Origin of the sequence: Oryzifoliimicrobium ureilyticum (assembly GCF_037199735.1) — a bacterium.
Classification (GTDB): Bacteria; Pseudomonadota; Alphaproteobacteria; order Rhizobiales; family Rhizobiaceae; genus Rhizobium; species Rhizobium ureilyticus.
The window spans coordinates 417,984-433,009 of the sequence record NZ_JBBBVQ010000002.1; the positions used below are offsets into that span (position 1 = coordinate 417,984).

Below are 15,026 nucleotides of genomic sequence, written 5' to 3' on the forward strand. Positions count from 1 at the left end.
GAAGACGGTCCTAACCCTTGGAGATAAGATTTTCCAGCTTCTTTATTGCGGTGTCCGGGTTCTCACCATAGGCGATCGTTCCGGCAAAACGGCCTGCCGAATCGAGTAGGAATACTGAAGCAGTATGATCCATCGTATAATCGCCATCGGGTTTTGCCGGGTCGAGAGGCACCTTCTTGGCATAGACACGATAGCCCTTGATCACATCTGCAATCTTTTCCGGTGGACCTGAGATTCCAACGATCCGGTCGGAAACATTCGACACATATTGCTTCATGACGTCAGGCGTATCTCTCTCCGGATCGACCGTCACGAAATAGGCTTGAAGCTTTGATCGCTCCGGATCCACCTTCTTCAACCAGCCATCCATCTCGAACAATGTCGTTGGGCAAACTTCAGGGCAATGCGTGAAACCGAAGAAAAGCACGGATGGTTTTCCCCGCAGAGCCTGCTCCGTGATCGGCTTGCCATCTTGGGAAACCAACGAGAAAGGCACACCAAACGCTGCTTCATTGCCAGCAGCCCCCGGTTGCGGGGGATTGAGGGTCAGATATCCGAGGACAGCTGCGACCAGGAGGACGCCGATCCATGCGGCAATACGAATCGACTTCATTGGTACTCTCCGGACGAACACATTTCATCTGCGCCGATCACACCTTCGAAACGGCCGCCAGACAATCGAGCCGTAAAGGGGGCTCGCGTGCTGTTCTGATAATGCGTGACAAGATCGAAGGCAATTCAAGACGACGTGCGATCCCTGCTGCTTATTGCCGCGTTAGTTTTGGGCGTGATGGAGCGTAGTAGCCTCAAGACAATACTGTTTTGCTGGAAGAACGAAGCGATTAAAGGAAAAATAAGAGATTTGCGCGAAAGTAGAACGAGCTAGGCAATGTTCAGTCTGTTTGAACAACGCACGAAAACCGGCTTCAGGGAAGACTTGCGACATGTCGACAATCACGCAAAACGGCGCAACACTCGAAATCGTCTCGTTTCATCTCGGCGAGCAGGAATTCTGCATCGATATCATGGCAATCCGCGAAATCCGCGGATGGGCGCCGGTTACGCCGATGCCGCACACGCCGCCCTATGTGCTTGGGCTTATCAACCTGCGCGGCGCCGTCATCCCCGTCATCGACATGGCGTGCCGCCTGGGCATGCGGATGACCGAGCCGTCTGAACGCGCCGCCATCATCGTCACCGACATCAGAGGCAAACTCGTCGGCCTTCTGGTCGAACAGGTCTCCGACATGATGACCATCACCAACGAAGACCTGCAGCCGCCACCGGATATCATTCCGGAGGCGCAGCGCTCTTTCTGCCGCGGTATTGTTGCTCGCGAGAAGGCAATGGTTTGCTTCCTCAATCTCGATACCATCATTGCGGACGAACTGGCCGAAGCCGCCTGATCTGTCACGCAACTATAGTTTCAAAGGCGGGGACAACAGTCTCCGCCTTTTTTGCATGCAATCTGAAAGAGCTTACTTCGGCTTGCCATTTTTCCAGCTAACGTTCTGCCCATAAAGCGGTATCGTTGAAATCGCCATCTTGGCGGAGCCGTCAGTCACTTGGCGTGAATGTACCAGGTAGATGAGCGTATCATTGTCTTTGTCGTAGATCCGGTTGACCACAAGCTTCTTCCAGATCAACGACATGCCGGTCTTGAAAACCTCCTCGCCACCCTTCGAGAGATCGATGTCATCAATCTCAATTGGTCCCGTCTGACGGCAGGCGATGGAGTTATTCGAGGGATCTTCAAACCATTTGCCATTCTTGACGCGGTCGATCACGCTGCGGTCAAAATAGGTAACGTGGCAGGTCACGCCTTTGACATTCGGATCTGGAATTGCATCGACGATAATATCGTTTCCGATCCAGTCGACGCCAACCTTTCCGACCACCTCCGCATTTGCGACCGATGGCGCAAAAGAAAGCGAGGCGGAAAAAAGCATCAGTGCCATCGATGCAAATCGGCGAGCAGACAAAGAGCGAACCATCACACAAACTCCATTTGGAATGACTGGCGCGAAGATAGGAACGAACATTCCTTGTGCAAGCACCTGTGCCGCACCCGTTTCTGAAAACAGCGCCGGAATTCTAACAGTAGCCAATCGGCTCTCGCATTGACGGATATCAAGAGGCCTGCCAATAATAACGCATGGCCTCGATCAAGATGTTTCTTTGCAAGACGCTTCATTCACTTCCCGCAGGGGACGTGGGTAGCCTTTTGCGTTAATGGCCCGCACAAACCCTGCCCCCAACTGAGGCAGGGTTAAAGGATACGCTCTGCTTCGCAAAGATGAAGGAAGAGCTCATGGTAGATCCTGATAGTCACGTTTCACAAAACAAACAGAATATCGAAGGTCTGCAGATACGCGCTCGCTTACCGCAAGACGCAGGCGCTATTGCGGATTTGCACAATCTTCCCGGCTACCGCTTTGGAACACTGCGCACCCCCTTATCATACTGCCGAGGAAATTCGCAAAGCGATCGAGACGCAGACACCAAACACGGTATCTCTGGTTGCCATTTCAGATGGGAAGTTGGTCGGCGATATCGGAATGACCCGCTATCAGAATAGGCGGTCACATTGCGCCAGCCTCGGAATGGGTGTTCACGACGACTATGTAGGACGCGGGATAGGACGAGCCCTCATGCACGAAATTGCGACCATTGCGGACCAGTGGCTTAACGTGCTGCGTCTCGAACTGACTGTTTACACCGACAACGAGCCAGCCCTGAAACTCTACCGCTCTTTCGGTTTTGAGATCGAAGGGACACTGCGTGCCTTTGCCTTTCGCGATGGCAAATTCGTGGATGCCTACACTATGGCGAGGCTGCGGAACCACATTTGATTCATGCCTCGCGGTCATGACGAACGGGAACGGATGCGTGAGGGCTGAAGCGCTACGGCGTCTGCTCCACGCGCTAAAGATGCTTTAGCGCGTCAAGCTGCCACGTACCTTTCACCGCGTAGATGCCTGCGAAGTGAACTCTATCATCCACCAATCAAGGCCAACCATTCGTCTTCGTCCATGGTCGTGATGCCAAGCTCGCGGGCTTTATCGAGCTTTGAGCCCGCGCCTGGGCCGGCGACGACGAAATCCGTCTTTTTGGACACCGAACCCGCGACCTTGGCGCCCAGCGATTCAGCTCGCGCCTTTGCTTCGTCACGCGTGAATTTCTCAAGCGAGCCCGTAAAGACCACGGTTTTCCCGGCAACCGGGCTGTTGCCAGTCTGCGGCTGTTCGGCGGCAAGCGGCGTGACCTCTTCCAACAACCGCCCGATCACTTCGACATTACGCGGCTCTTTGTAAAATTCGACAATGGCCCGCGCTACGACCTCGCCAATGCCTTCAATGTTGTTCAACTCGTTCCACGAGTCTCCCGAGAAAGACGCCGCCTCCTGCATGGCCCCTTCGAAAGCTTCATAGGTCCCGAAAGCGCGGGACAAGAGCTTTGCCGTGGTCTCTCCAACATGACGGATCCCAAGGGCGTAGATGAAGCGATGGAGCGCGATTTCGCGCCGACCGTCGATTGCATCGAACAGTTTGCGGACGCTGACTTTTCCAAACCCTTCGATATTTTCGAGCTTGGAAAGCGATGCCTCCTGTCTGCGCTTCAGGGTAAAGATATCAGGAGCAGTTCTGATCTGTAATGCAGGATCTTCGGCCTCAAAGAAGAAATCGATCTGTTTGGAGCCTAGTCCCTCGATATCGAAGGCGTTACGCGACACGAAATGCTTGAGATGTTCGACTGCTTGCGCGCGGCAAACGAAACCGCCGGTGCAACGCGTGACGGAATCCAGCTTCCCGGTCTTCTCATTGCGTTCACGCAAGGCATGGCTGCCGCATACAGGACATCTTTTCGGAAGCGCGTATGGCTGTGCTTCGGCCGGTCGCCGCTCCAGAACAACGTCCAGAACCTGCGGAATGACATCGCCGGCTCGCTGGACAATCACCGTATCCCCAATGCGGATATCGTGATCCTCGGGACGGATACGTTCGCCTGAATTGCCGATGCCTTTGATGTAATCTTCGTTATGCAACGTTGCATTGGTCACAACGACGCCGCCAACCGTAATCGGCTCCAGACGCGCAACGGGCGTGAGTGCACCGGTGCGACCGACTTGGATTTCGATGTTGGTGACCGTGGTAAAGGCTTGCTCCGCCGGGAACTTATGCGCTGTTGCCCAACGTGGCGAACGGGAGCGAAAACCGAGCCTCTGCTGGAGATCAAGCCTGTCGACCTTATAGACCACACCGTCGATGTCGTAATCGAGATCGGCGCGCATTTTGCCGATCTCGTCATAATGCTTCAGGATATCTTCAACCGAATTCAGTCGCTTCATCAGCGGATTGACCGGAAAGCCCCATTTTTCGAAGAATTCAACCATACCGAATTGCGTATCGGCCGGCATTTCTGACATCTCGCCCCACGCATAGGCAAAGAAGCGAAGCTTGCGATTTGCGGTAACCTTGGGATCAAGCTGCCGCAACGAACCGGAGGCGGTATTGCGCGGATTGACATAGGTCTGCTTACCCTGCGCCTCCATCTGCGCGTTCAGCGCCAGAAAGTCAGACTTCGCCATATAGATTTCGCCACGCACCTCAACCACCGACGGCGCACCGGCAGGAAGGCGATCGGGCACATCTTTTACGGTGCGGATATTGGCGGTGACATTTTCCCCGGTGGTTCCGTCACCACGCGTCGCCGCTGTCACCAACCGACCATTTTCGTAGCGGATCGACATGGAAAGCCCGTCAATCTTGGGCTCCGCAGTGAAGGCAATCGAACAGTCGGGAAGCTGTCCGAGAAAGCGATAAACGGATGCAACGAAGTCGCGCACGTCCTCTTGCGAAAACGTGTTGTCCAGCGACAGCATCGGCCGCGCATGAACCACCTGAGCAAAGGCGGAGGATGGCGTGGCGCCAACGCGACGCGACGGACTGTCGTCCCTTATCAGCTCCGGGAAGCGCGCCTCAATCGCGTCATTGCGACGTTTCAGGGCGTCGTAGTCGGCATCTGAAATCGCCGGCGCGTCTTCACCATGATAAAGCTCGTCATTGTGGGCAATCTCAGCGGAAAGGCGCGCAAGCTCTGCTGCAGCTTCTTCAAGTGTGAGGTCTTCCACAGCAACGGATTCGGTCGACATAACGCTCTCTTCCAATTGAATCGTCGAATGGGTTTTAGAGCAAAATATGATGAAGGAAAGGCCTGAGAACGTTGCCCGAAACGCACAAACAACTTCGCAAGCTTTTAGGGGTCCGTCCGTCCATCCGGATCGACCTCGTCCCAACCTTTCGCCTTGCTCAGCCTGATGCCGCTGACATGTAGGCCAGTGTCCCAGAGCGCTCGCAGGAACGTCAGCCGATCCACAGGACGCAGTTCGACATGCATAGCCTCTAAAGCTGCTTCCAAATTAGAAACGGGCTCGCAAGATCGAGGAATGATAGTGGATTCTGCCACCCACATGCCCGCGTCCTGAAGATCAGTGAACCCGTCAATTGGCAGGTGATAGCGGTAAATGGTCGTTGTCCTCATGGCCGCCATCCAGTCATGCTCGACATAGGCTGCCGCCTTTCGATCGCCGAGCCATTTCTGACGTTCAAGCTCCTTTGTCTGAGGCTCAGCCCAAATGACGATTCGCGGGCAATTTCGCGGAAAGAAGTAGAGGAATTGAAAGCGCTCCTCTATCGCCCAAACAAGTGGCCCGTTCAGCCACTCCCGTCCTGGTGGACGCGGTTTTGGATTTGCAAGCTCTCTTGGCGCGAAAACCTCAATTGCCGGATTTTCACTGAAATGGAAGAGCCGCATGCGCCACTTTCCTGTTATCGTCGCTCGGCGTTAATGTTCGCGCGAGGTGTAAACTTCGCTTGGCGAACGCCAGCTCGGAGGGCATCCTACCCAGCAGTCAGGAGCCTTCGGGCCGCAGCGCGCGCTTCCTCGGTCACGGAGGCCCCGGCCAACATGCGGGCGATCTCCTCGGTGCGATCTTTTTCTGCCATGGCCGCTACGCGGGTCGCAATGCGCTCGGACCCTTCCGTCACAGGGCCCTTCGAAATCAGAAGATGAGTCGCAGCCCGGGCGGCGACCTGCGGGGCGTGCGTCACCGAGAGAACCTGAACCTTCGCCGACAGCCGCTTCAGCCTCTGCCCGATGGCGTCTGCAACAGCCCCGCCAACGCCGGTATCGATTTCGTCGAAGACCAATGTAGGCGCCGAACCGCGATCGGCCAGCGCCACCTTTAGAGCCAGAAGAAAGCGGGAGAGTTCACCGCCCGAGGCAACTTTCATGATAGGGCCAGGCCGTGTTCCAGGGTTTGTCTGAACATGAAACTCAACCAAATCGATCCCCTCAGGGCCAGCGCTCTCCTCACTGGATTTGATCTCGACGCTAAAGCGCGCACGCTCGAGCTTGAGCGCCGGCAGTTCGGCCATCACGGCTTCAGCCAAGGCTGTAGCGGCATGCAACCGCTTTTCCGAAAGCGAGCGGGCTGCGACCCAATAATGAGCGGCAGCGGCGTCGACATCGGCTTGCAGACGGGTCAGCTTTTCCTCACCGGCATCAAGATCTGCAAGATCGGCAATCATGCGCTCGGCCAACGCCGGCAGCTCTGTTACGGGAACCGAGTATTTTCGCGACGCGGCCCGCAGGGCAAAAAGTCTCTCTTCCACCCGCTCCAACTCACGCGGGTCGTATTCCGTCCGGCGCAAGGCTGCTTCAACTTCCATCTGGGCATTGGACAGTTGGTCTAGAGCCGCATCGAGAAGGCTCACCGTCTCTTCCAGAAGGCCAGGAGCTTCTTGGCTCTTGCGCTCAAGACGACGAACCAGCGAAGCGATATGGGGAACAGGCGAAGCATTGCCATTCAGGAATTCAGCAGCCTCGGCAATGTCGCCTGCTATCCGCTCCGCCTTAATCATTTTCTGGCGATGCTCAGCCAGTTCATCTTCTTCGCCATCGAGCGGCGACAGCTTCTCCAGTTCCTCGACGGAAGATCGAAGATAGTCGGCTTCACGCGCTGCGCTCTCGACGCGTTCGCGATGTGCCTTCAGAGCTCTCTCACCGTCTCGCCAGCTCTTATAGAGCCTGCCGACCTCGGCAGTATCCTCACTGAGCCCGGCGAAGGCATCGATGAGCGCGCGATGCGCTCCTGTATCGACCAGAGCACGGTCGTCATGTTGCCCGTGAATCTCGACCAGCAACTGCCCAGCCTGCCGCATCAGTTGAACGCCAACCGGCTGATCGTTGATATAGGCTTTCGTTCTGCCATCGGGCGATTGAATGCGACGAAAAATGAGATCGCCGTCGTCGTCGATACCGTTATCGCGCAGAAAGCGTCGAGCGGCATGATTTGCGCCAACGTCGAAAACGGCAGTCACCTGCCCTTTATCTTCACCATGTCGTACAAGGGAACCATCCCCGCGCCCGCCAAGCGACAGGGAAAGGCTGTCAAGCAGGATCGATTTGCCCGCGCCTGTCTCCCCGGTCAGTACCGAAAGACCAGCATCGAAGGCAAGATCCAGACGGTCGATCAAAACGATATCGCGGATCGAAAGCTGGATGAGCATTGTGCTTAGGAACCGAGCAGCAGTTTTCTACCGGCAGCAGCAATCCAGGATCCCTTGTTTTCGCGGGGTTCAGCACCCCCACTTTTCAAGAGCTTATACGAGTCGGCATACCACTGGCTGTCAGGATAGTTATGGCCAAGAACGGCAGCCGCCGTCTGTGCCTCGTCCACGATGCCCATCGCATAATAAGCTTCGACGAGACGAGCAAGCGCCTCTTCGATCTGGTTGGTGTTCGGATATTTCTCGACGACGATCCGGAAACGAGAAACGGCTGCCAGATATTCCTTGCGCTCGAGATAGTAGCGACCGACCTGCATTTCCTTGCCGGCTAGCTGGTCACGTGCAAAGCGAATCTTTGACTGCGCATCGTCGACATATTCGGAATTGGGATAGTTATCGATCACTGCCTGCATGGCCTCGATGGTCTTTGCCGCAGCGCGTTGATCCTCAGTCACGTCGACGATCTGCTTGGAGTAGCAAAGGCCGACAAGATACTGCACATAGGCAGCGTCCTTCGATTTCGGGTATTGAGAAAGATACCGATTGCCGGTGGCAATGCCCTCATCCAAGCGATTCGATCGATACTTGACGAAGGTGCTCATCACGAGCGCTTTACGCGCCCATTCCGAGAATGGATTCTGCTGGTCGATTGCATCGAACTTACGTGCAGCTTCGGCCATGTTGCCAGCCTTGATATTGGCAAGACCCTGGTCGTAAAGCTGCTCCGGGGGATCGTTCTGAAGCCCCAGCTTTGTAATATCGATATCAGGATCCGATTGGCATCCGGAAATGGCGGCGCCCGCGCCCAGCACCAGGAACGATGCGAGCAGAATGCGCGCTGTCTTCATCATACCCTCAGATCCTGCATAATTCATTCAACACTTCCCCACTGCCGTCCCAAACTCCACGGCAGCCACGCCTCGCTGGCGTTTCTAGCCTCAAATCCATTACGAGAGCAACGCAATGATGATGCATTAACGCATTTTTGTGGCGGTGGCCGATTATTACCAGCTGTTTTTCTACCGTATCTCATCTCCCGATCAACCGCATAGATGCATTTGATGAGAAGGCCATGAACGCGATAACGAAAATAAGTGATAAAAAAACCGCCTCTCGAAAGAGGCGGCCCTGGCCTTAGTCAAAATATGGAGGTCAAGCCGACCAGGGGGCAAATTCCGGAGCCGCTACGGCTATGAAATCACGTGGAGCAACGCGCTGGCGAGGTGTGGATGTTTCCACCACTTCGTACGCGGTAGGATCGCTCAACAAGGCCTTCAAAGCATTTGCATTCATACGATGGCCGCCACGGTAAGAACGGTAGCATCCAATGAAAGGTGCCCCGGCCAGCGATAGATCGCCAACAGCATCCAACGTCTTGTGCCGTACGAATTCATCCTTCTGATAACGCAGACCTTCAACATTGATAACAGTATTATCGTCAGCGATCACGACCGAATTTTCCAAAGAAGAACCCAGCGCATGGCCCGAAGCCCACAAACGCTCGACATCCCGCATGAAACCGAAGGTGCGGGCGCGCGACAGTTCTTTCTTGAATGTTTGGGCGGTCAAATCACCTTCCCACTTCTGACGGCCGATCAACGGGCAATCAAAATCGATCTCAACCTCGAAGCGGGTTCCATCATAGGGACGAAACTCGCTCCAGGATCCGCCTTGCTCAATACGAACAGGCTTCAGGACTCGGATGTAACGGCGCTTCACGCCAAGCGAAACCAAACCGACCTGCTCGATCGCATCGATGAATGGCGCAGAGCTGCCATCCATGATCGGCATTTCAGCACCGGTCACTTCGATGATGACATTGTCGAGGCCCATAGCGTAAACTGCGGCCATGACATGCTCGACGGTAGCGACGGAGCGAGCCGGATTAAAACCGAGAACGGTGCACAGATCGGTATTCCCGACCTGCGACGATACGGCGCGAAGTTCGGTAACCTCGCCACTGGCATGCATGCGATGGAAAACGACACCGGTATCAGGCTCCGCCGGATTGAACACGATCGAAACAGGCAGGCCCGAATGGACGCCTACTCCCGAAAGTTCAACCGGACGAGCCACCGTCGTCTGAAAACCGAGCATGCCTATTACCATGAAACTTGCCTTTACTATCTCCCTTCCGCGCCAGACATAAAGTCACATCGACAGGAAGGTCATTCATTCCGAACCGCGATCGTCTTCGACAGACTCACATGCGGCCTTGTCATCACATACATACGTTCGCACCCGCCACAATCCAAATCACTGTTTCTTTCGGTTTGTTACGAAAGCAAGCATTTGATACTTTTCATGAATTAGGAAATTAACATACTGTTAAAAAGAAAGATGCCCAGGCGTCGCTCCTGGGCATCTTGATGGCATTTCCGTGGCGGATCAGTTGGACTGACGGCGCAGGAATGCCGGTATTTCAAGCTGATCGTCTTCCTGAAGCATGCGCGCCTGCGGTGCAGGACGACCGTGGTCGTCAAGGTTTCCGCGACGCGGCGCATAGACGCTCGCTTCCGGGGAAAGAGGACGACGCTGCTGGGACGAAGCAGAAGGAGCCGACGTCATCTCAGACGGCGTTTCCTCATCACGACGACCGAGGGAGCCGGCGATCTTGCGGATCAGGCCCATAGGTCCACGATCTTCCTGCGGCTGAGGTGCAGGCTGAGAACGATGGTTCATCTCAGCTTGGACGACCGGCGGGAAATCCTCGACCTTTGGCATACGGACCTGGGCTGGTTGTGTCATGACAGGCGCAGGCTGGTGAACCGGCGCAGCCGGCTGGCTCATGACCGGTGCAGGCTGAGGCGCCACGGGTTGTTGCATAACCGGCTGCTGCATCATCGGCTGCTGTGCAACCGGCTGAGGCTGAGCTGCTGGACGGATAGCAGGAGCAGGCTCCGTGGCACCGGCAAACAGGCTGCTGCGGGGACGGAAGGCGTCCTGAGCGGCAGCTTGCTGGACAGGCTGCGAAATCCGCGGCGCTGCAACTTCAAGCTCCTGCTGCAGTTCAGCTTCGGCCATACGAATGGTTTGAGCAATCGGATCGACCGACTTCTGCAAAGGCTGCGCAACAGGAGCCTGCTGCATGACTGGAGCGGCTGGCTGCGGCGCGGATGGAGCCGGTGCAATAGCGGCCGACGGACGGCTTACTGGCTTGGAAGCCGATTGAAAGGACTTCTGGCTTTCCTGGGCCATTGCACGGTCGATACCGGTAGCAACGACAGAAACGCGGATGATGCCTTCCAGCGATTCGTCGAAGGTCGCGCCGAGGATAATATTAGCGTCTGGATCGACTTCTTCGCGGATGCGCGTTGCAGCCTCGTCCACCTCGAAGAGCGTGAGATCGCGTCCGCCGGTGATCGAGATCAGGAGGCCTTGTGCGCCCTTCATCGACGTTTCGTCGAGCAGCGGGTTTGCAATGGCTGCTTCTGCAGCCTGCATTGCGCGCCCCTGACCGGATGCTTCGCCCGTGCCCATCATGGCGCGACCCATCTCACGCATCACGGAGCGAACGTCAGCAAAGTCGAGGTTGATCAGACCTTCCTTGACCATGAGGTCGGTGATGCACGCAACGCCGGAGTAAAGAACCTGGTCAGCCATCGCGAAGGCGTCGGCGAACGTGGTCTTGTCGTTGGCGATGCGGAAGAGATTCTGATTCGGAATGACGATCAGAGTATCGACCGACTTCTGAAGTTCCTGGATACCGGCTTCCGCAAGCCGCATACGACGACCACCTTCGAAATGGAAAGGCTTGGTCACCACGCCAACCGTCAAGATGCCCTTGTTGCGGGCAGCCTGCGCCACGACCGGAGCTGCGCCGGTGCCGGTGCCACCGCCCATGCCAGCAGTCACGAAGCACATGTGTGTGCCGTTCAGATGGTCAACGATCTCGTCGATGCATTCTTCTGCAGCGGCGCGGCCGACTTCCGGCTGCGAACCCGCGCCAAGGCCTTCCGTCACATTGGCGCCGAGCTGAATGATGCGCTCCGCCTTCGTCATCGTCAAAGCTTGCGCATCAGTGTTGGCGACCACGAAATCGACACCCTGTAGGCCAGCCGAAATCATGTTGTTGACGGCGTTACCGCCGCCGCCGCCCACTCCGAACACGGTGATGCGCGGCTTCAGCTCAGTGATGTCAGGCTTCTGCAGCTTGATGGTCATGGTGTTGTTCCTTCTCCTTCTGGCCGCCACGCGACGCCGGCCAATTCCTTAATTTCAAAAGCTTTCCTTGAGCCACTGTCCCATCCGGGCGATGCGGCTGTTATTGCCGGCAAGCGAAGTCAGGATGCCGCTTTGGGAGGCGTGCGTTTCCATATCCGCGACCTGCGGGTAGATCATCAAACCGACAGCAGTCGAAAATGCCGGACCCTTTGCAGCGGTCGGCAATCCCGAGACACCCATGGGTCGACCGATCCGGACGTTGCGGGCCAGGATCCGCCGCGCAACATCGGCGAGCCCCGTAAGCTGGCTTGCGCCGCCGGTGAGCACAACTCTCTTGCCAACGATCGGGCTGAAGCCGGACCGCTGAATGCGATCACGAATCAGTTCCATCGTTTCCTCGATACGCGCCGAGACGATCCGCGATACGAGCGAACGCGGAACCTGGGTCGGAACGTCGCGATCGTCTTCGCCAATGGGAGGGATCGACAGCAATTCACGATCATCGGACGAATTCGGCATGGCGGAAGCGTGAACGACCTTCAATCGCTCTGCATCTTCAATGCGCGTGGACAGGCCGCGCGCAAGATCGGTCGTCACATGATGACCGCCGAGAAGGACAGCATCGGTGTGGACAAGCCTGCCCTCGGCGAAGACCGATATCGAGGTCGTACCGCCGCCCATATCGATTGCTGCACAACCAAGCTCAACCTCGTCATCGACCAGCGCAGCCAGACCCGAAGCGTATGGCGTCGCCACAATAGCCTCGACAGAGAGATGCGCCCGGTTCACGCTGAGCTCAAGATTGCGCAATGCGGCGCGCTCGGCCGTTACAACATGCATATCGACGCCGAGGATATCACCGAACATCGCAAGCGGATCGCGAATGCCGCGCTCTCCGTCGAGAGAAAAACCGGTCGCCAATGAATGCAGAACAGCCCGATCGTCCCGAAGGGACTGCTGGCAAGCCGCTGCCAGAACCTTTTTCAGATCGTTGACCTCGACTTCCTGGCCGCCAAGATCAATCGTGGCGGTGTAGACATCGCTAGTCAAACGACCAGCCGTGACATTGACGATCAAACTTTCGACCGTGAGTCCAGCCATCCGCTCGGCAGCATCCACGGCAAGCCGTACCACACTCTCCAGTGCATCGAGATCGGCAATGACGCCGGCCTTGATCCCGCGGGAACGCTGATGGCCGATGCCGATCACTTCAATATTGTGCGTACGCCCCGGCAGGATCTGGCTTTCTTCGCGTGGCGTTAGCCGCCCGATCATGCAAACGACTTTGGTCGAGCCGATATCCAGAACCGAAACGATGTGTGACCGCTTTGACGAAAGCGGCTTCAGGCGCGGCAGGCCAAAGTGGGATGAACCAAACAAGCTCATATATTCTGCTCCGCCTTCTTCAAATCCTTAGCCCGCTGCTCAACCAGCTCTTGGCGACGTTCGACCGCATCTGGCGCCAGCTGCACAGTCGTCCGATCCTCAAGCCTTAAATCAACGGCCGCAATGTCACGCTCAAGAAGCGACTGCTCCTTCTGGAGCTTCGCAAGGCGCGCCAGAGCCTGATCGACATCCTCTTCCGGCAGCTTCACGACAATCCCATTGTCCATATGAAGGTCCCACCGGCGACCAGAAACCCAGACGAACGCCTTCACGCGACCACGAATGTCCGGCCAGTTGGCGAAATCGCGCTCGATCGATTCAGCAGCCTTTTCCGCATCGCGACCAACGACGAGCGGTAACGTCGAAAATTTGTTGTCTCGCAGAGGAGCAATCACAGCGCCGTTGCGCTCAATCAAGGACAGTTCCTGGCCATGCTGCCAAATCGCATAGGCCTGACGCTCCTTGAGTTTAACTTCAATCGTCTTCGGATAGACCTTCCGGACCTCAACGCTCTCCACCCAGGGCAGCGCCGCAATCTTCTGGCGCGCCGCATCGACATCAAGAGCGACGAGGGAGGTTGTCCCATCAAGCCCCAGAAGCTGGAGAATTTCGATTTCAGAGGTCGCGGCGTTTCCGGACACCTTGACGTCTTCGATGGCAAATCCAGCCGCCGTTGTCGTTGCCTGAGCAACAGTCTCGGTGTGCCCGCCGAGCGACATGCCGTACAAACCCGTCAAGCCGAGAAAAACGAGAGCCGATACAGTGCCGGTATGTGCAGGAATATAGATCCGCCCGCTCGCCAGACTGACCAGAAAGCGCACGATACGACGCAGCGGACGCGGCAGGATCAGCCGGTCGTCCCCCTCAGGGAAAGCGCTGTCCAAGTCACTGCGAGGACGCGCCATTCTTTTGACGGTCAACGAGAGCAAGAAGCGTCCTCCACCATCCAAGTTAAGAATTCACCAAACGAGTAGCCAGCATGCGCCGCCATTTCGGGCACCAAAGAGGTTGGCGTCATACCTGGCTGCGTGTTGATTTCGAGCCAGATTAATTCGCCATCCCCCGAACCTCGGTCGTCGAAACGGAAATCCGATCGACTCACGCCGCGACAGCCGAGTGCCTGATGGGCCTTGAGCGCCAATGATTGTATTTTTTGGTAAATATTCGGTGAAATTTCTGCAGGAATGACATGCTTTGAGCCACCAGCAGCATACTTCGAGTCGTAATCATAGAAGCTGCGCCCCTGAGGAACGATCTCCGTCACCCCTAGCGCGACATCACCCATGATACCGCAGGTCAATTCACGGCCGGGAATATAGCGCTCAACCAGCACATCATCGCCGTAGCGCCAGTCAGCCGAGCCGATGACCTGAGGCGGATGCGCCTGACCTTCTTTCACAATAGCGACGCCGAAACTTGAGCCTTCGCGCACCGGCTTAACGACGTAAGGAGGATCGATGGGATGGTGAGCACCGACATCAAACCGGCTCATCACACGCGATTGCGCGACCGGAATGCCCGCAGCTCCCGCAACTTCCTTTGCCTTGGCCTTATCCATTGCAAGTGCCGAAGCCAGAACGCCGGAATGCGTGTAGGGAAGATTAAGATATTCCAATATTCCCTGGATTGTACCGTCTTCACCGTAAGGTCCATGCAAAGCATTGAAAACCACATCGGGCTTCAATGCAGAAAGCTTTTCAGAAACGTCACGATCGACATCGATTTTAGTGACGCGGAATCCTTGCTGCTCGAGAGCCTCAGCGCATGCCTTTCCCGACGAAAGGCTTACCGGCCTTTCCGAAGAGAACCCGCCCATCAGGACGGCGACATGATTGCGACTCATAACCTAACCCTCGAAATAATTCGTACGATCTCTCACCAACCCTTGCGCCAACCTTGTTTCGA

General features: G+C 56.3%; 12 protein-coding genes and 1 pseudogene. 2 read left to right on the top strand and 11 right to left on the bottom strand.

The features are described from left to right. Positions 1 to 10 precede the first annotated feature (10 nt). The gene (locus tag VQ830_RS05035) at positions 11 to 613 is read right to left on the bottom strand and encodes an SCO family protein (RefSeq protein WP_337266972.1); all 603 of its coding nucleotides are present in this window, start codon (positions 611 to 613) and stop codon (positions 11 to 13) included. Between the two features lie 331 nt (positions 614 to 944). On the opposite strand from VQ830_RS05035, the gene VQ830_RS05040 reads away from it, so the two are divergent. Further along, positions 945 to 1,406, top strand: coding sequence for a chemotaxis protein CheW (locus VQ830_RS05040; protein WP_337266973.1), 462 nt, complete (start codon positions 945 to 947; stop codon positions 1,404 to 1,406). 72 nt (positions 1,407 to 1,478) lie between these two features. Here the strand turns inward: VQ830_RS05040 and VQ830_RS05045 are convergent, their stop codons facing one another. Further along, positions 1,479 to 1,958 carry a CreA family protein gene (locus VQ830_RS05045; protein WP_337267133.1) on the bottom strand — a complete coding sequence of 160 codons (480 nt, stop codon included), beginning with the start codon at positions 1,956 to 1,958 and terminating at the stop codon, positions 1,479 to 1,481. A gap of 353 nt (positions 1,959 to 2,311) precedes the next feature. Between VQ830_RS05045 and VQ830_RS05050 the strand changes: the two are divergent. Further along, a pseudogene (locus tag VQ830_RS05050) lies at positions 2,312 to 2,852 on the top strand (GNAT family N-acetyltransferase). A 143-nt stretch (positions 2,853 to 2,995) separates the two neighbouring features. On the opposite strand, the gene ligA reads toward VQ830_RS05050, so the two are convergent. The 9 genes from ligA to VQ830_RS05095 form a co-directional block, all read right to left on the bottom strand. Continuing rightward, positions 2,996 to 5,152 (bottom strand): NAD-dependent DNA ligase LigA, encoded by a 2,157-nt coding sequence (ligA, locus tag VQ830_RS05055; RefSeq protein WP_337266974.1) that lies wholly within the window; start codon positions 5,150 to 5,152, stop codon positions 2,996 to 2,998. 104 nt (positions 5,153 to 5,256) lie between these two features. After that, positions 5,257 to 5,814: a DUF6886 family protein gene (locus VQ830_RS05060; RefSeq protein WP_337266975.1), complete on the bottom strand. Its 558-nt coding sequence runs from the start codon at positions 5,812 to 5,814 to the stop codon at positions 5,257 to 5,259. Between the two features lie 86 nt (positions 5,815 to 5,900). Next, positions 5,901 to 7,571 carry a DNA repair protein RecN gene (gene recN / locus VQ830_RS05065; protein WP_337266976.1) on the bottom strand — a complete coding sequence of 557 codons (1,671 nt, stop codon included), beginning with the start codon at positions 7,569 to 7,571 and terminating at the stop codon, positions 5,901 to 5,903. Between the two features lie 5 nt (positions 7,572 to 7,576). Beyond that, positions 7,577 to 8,446, bottom strand: coding sequence for an outer membrane protein assembly factor BamD (locus tag VQ830_RS05070; RefSeq protein ID WP_337266977.1), 870 nt, complete (start codon positions 8,444 to 8,446; stop codon positions 7,577 to 7,579). A 277-nt stretch (positions 8,447 to 8,723) separates the two neighbouring features. Beyond that, on the bottom strand, positions 8,724 to 9,680 hold the full coding sequence (lpxC, locus tag VQ830_RS05075; RefSeq protein WP_337266978.1) for a UDP-3-O-acyl-N-acetylglucosamine deacetylase: 957 nt from the start codon (positions 9,678 to 9,680) through the stop codon (positions 8,724 to 8,726). 279 nt (positions 9,681 to 9,959) lie between these two features. Continuing rightward, positions 9,960 to 11,735: a cell division protein FtsZ gene (gene ftsZ / locus VQ830_RS05080; RefSeq protein ID WP_337266979.1), complete on the bottom strand. Its 1,776-nt coding sequence runs from the start codon at positions 11,733 to 11,735 to the stop codon at positions 9,960 to 9,962. Between the two features lie 54 nt (positions 11,736 to 11,789). Then, entirely contained in the window at positions 11,790 to 13,121 is a 1,332-nt protein-coding gene (gene ftsA, locus VQ830_RS05085; RefSeq protein WP_337266980.1) for a cell division protein FtsA, read from the bottom strand. Further along, entirely contained in the window at positions 13,118 to 14,050 is a 933-nt protein-coding gene (locus VQ830_RS05090) for a cell division protein FtsQ/DivIB (RefSeq protein ID WP_337266981.1), read from the bottom strand. The genes ftsA and VQ830_RS05090 overlap by 4 nt, the downstream gene beginning before the upstream one ends. After that, positions 14,038 to 14,964: a D-alanine--D-alanine ligase gene (locus VQ830_RS05095; RefSeq protein WP_337266982.1), complete on the bottom strand. Its 927-nt coding sequence runs from the start codon at positions 14,962 to 14,964 to the stop codon at positions 14,038 to 14,040. Before VQ830_RS05095 ends, VQ830_RS05090 begins: the two co-directional genes overlap by 13 nt. Positions 14,965 to 15,026 lie beyond the last annotated feature (62 nt).

Coding starts and splice junctions, on each gene's coding strand:
- VQ830_RS05035 (WP_337266972.1), bottom strand. CDS start 613: ATGAAGTCGATTCGTATTGCCGCATGGATCGGCGTCCTCCTGGTCGCA.
- VQ830_RS05040 (WP_337266973.1), top strand. CDS start 945: ATGTCGACAATCACGCAAAACGGCGCAACACTCGAAATCGTCTCGTTT.
- VQ830_RS05045 (WP_337267133.1), bottom strand. CDS start 1,958: ATGGCACTGATGCTTTTTTCCGCCTCGCTTTCTTTTGCGCCATCGGTC.
- ligA (WP_337266974.1), bottom strand. CDS start 5,152: ATGTCGACCGAATCCGTTGCTGTGGAAGACCTCACACTTGAAGAAGCT.
- VQ830_RS05060 (WP_337266975.1), bottom strand. CDS start 5,814: ATGCGGCTCTTCCATTTCAGTGAAAATCCGGCAATTGAGGTTTTCGCG.
- recN (WP_337266976.1), bottom strand. CDS start 7,571: ATGCTCATCCAGCTTTCGATCCGCGATATCGTTTTGATCGACCGTCTG.
- VQ830_RS05070 (WP_337266977.1), bottom strand. CDS start 8,446: ATGAATTATGCAGGATCTGAGGGTATGATGAAGACAGCGCGCATTCTG.
- lpxC (WP_337266978.1), bottom strand. CDS start 9,680: ATGGTAATAGGCATGCTCGGTTTTCAGACGACGGTGGCTCGTCCGGTT.
- ftsZ (WP_337266979.1), bottom strand. CDS start 11,735: ATGACCATCAAGCTGCAGAAGCCTGACATCACTGAGCTGAAGCCGCGC.
- ftsA (WP_337266980.1), bottom strand. CDS start 13,121: ATGAGCTTGTTTGGTTCATCCCACTTTGGCCTGCCGCGCCTGAAGCCG.
- VQ830_RS05095 (WP_337266982.1), bottom strand. CDS start 14,964: ATGAGTCGCAATCATGTCGCCGTCCTGATGGGCGGGTTCTCTTCGGAA.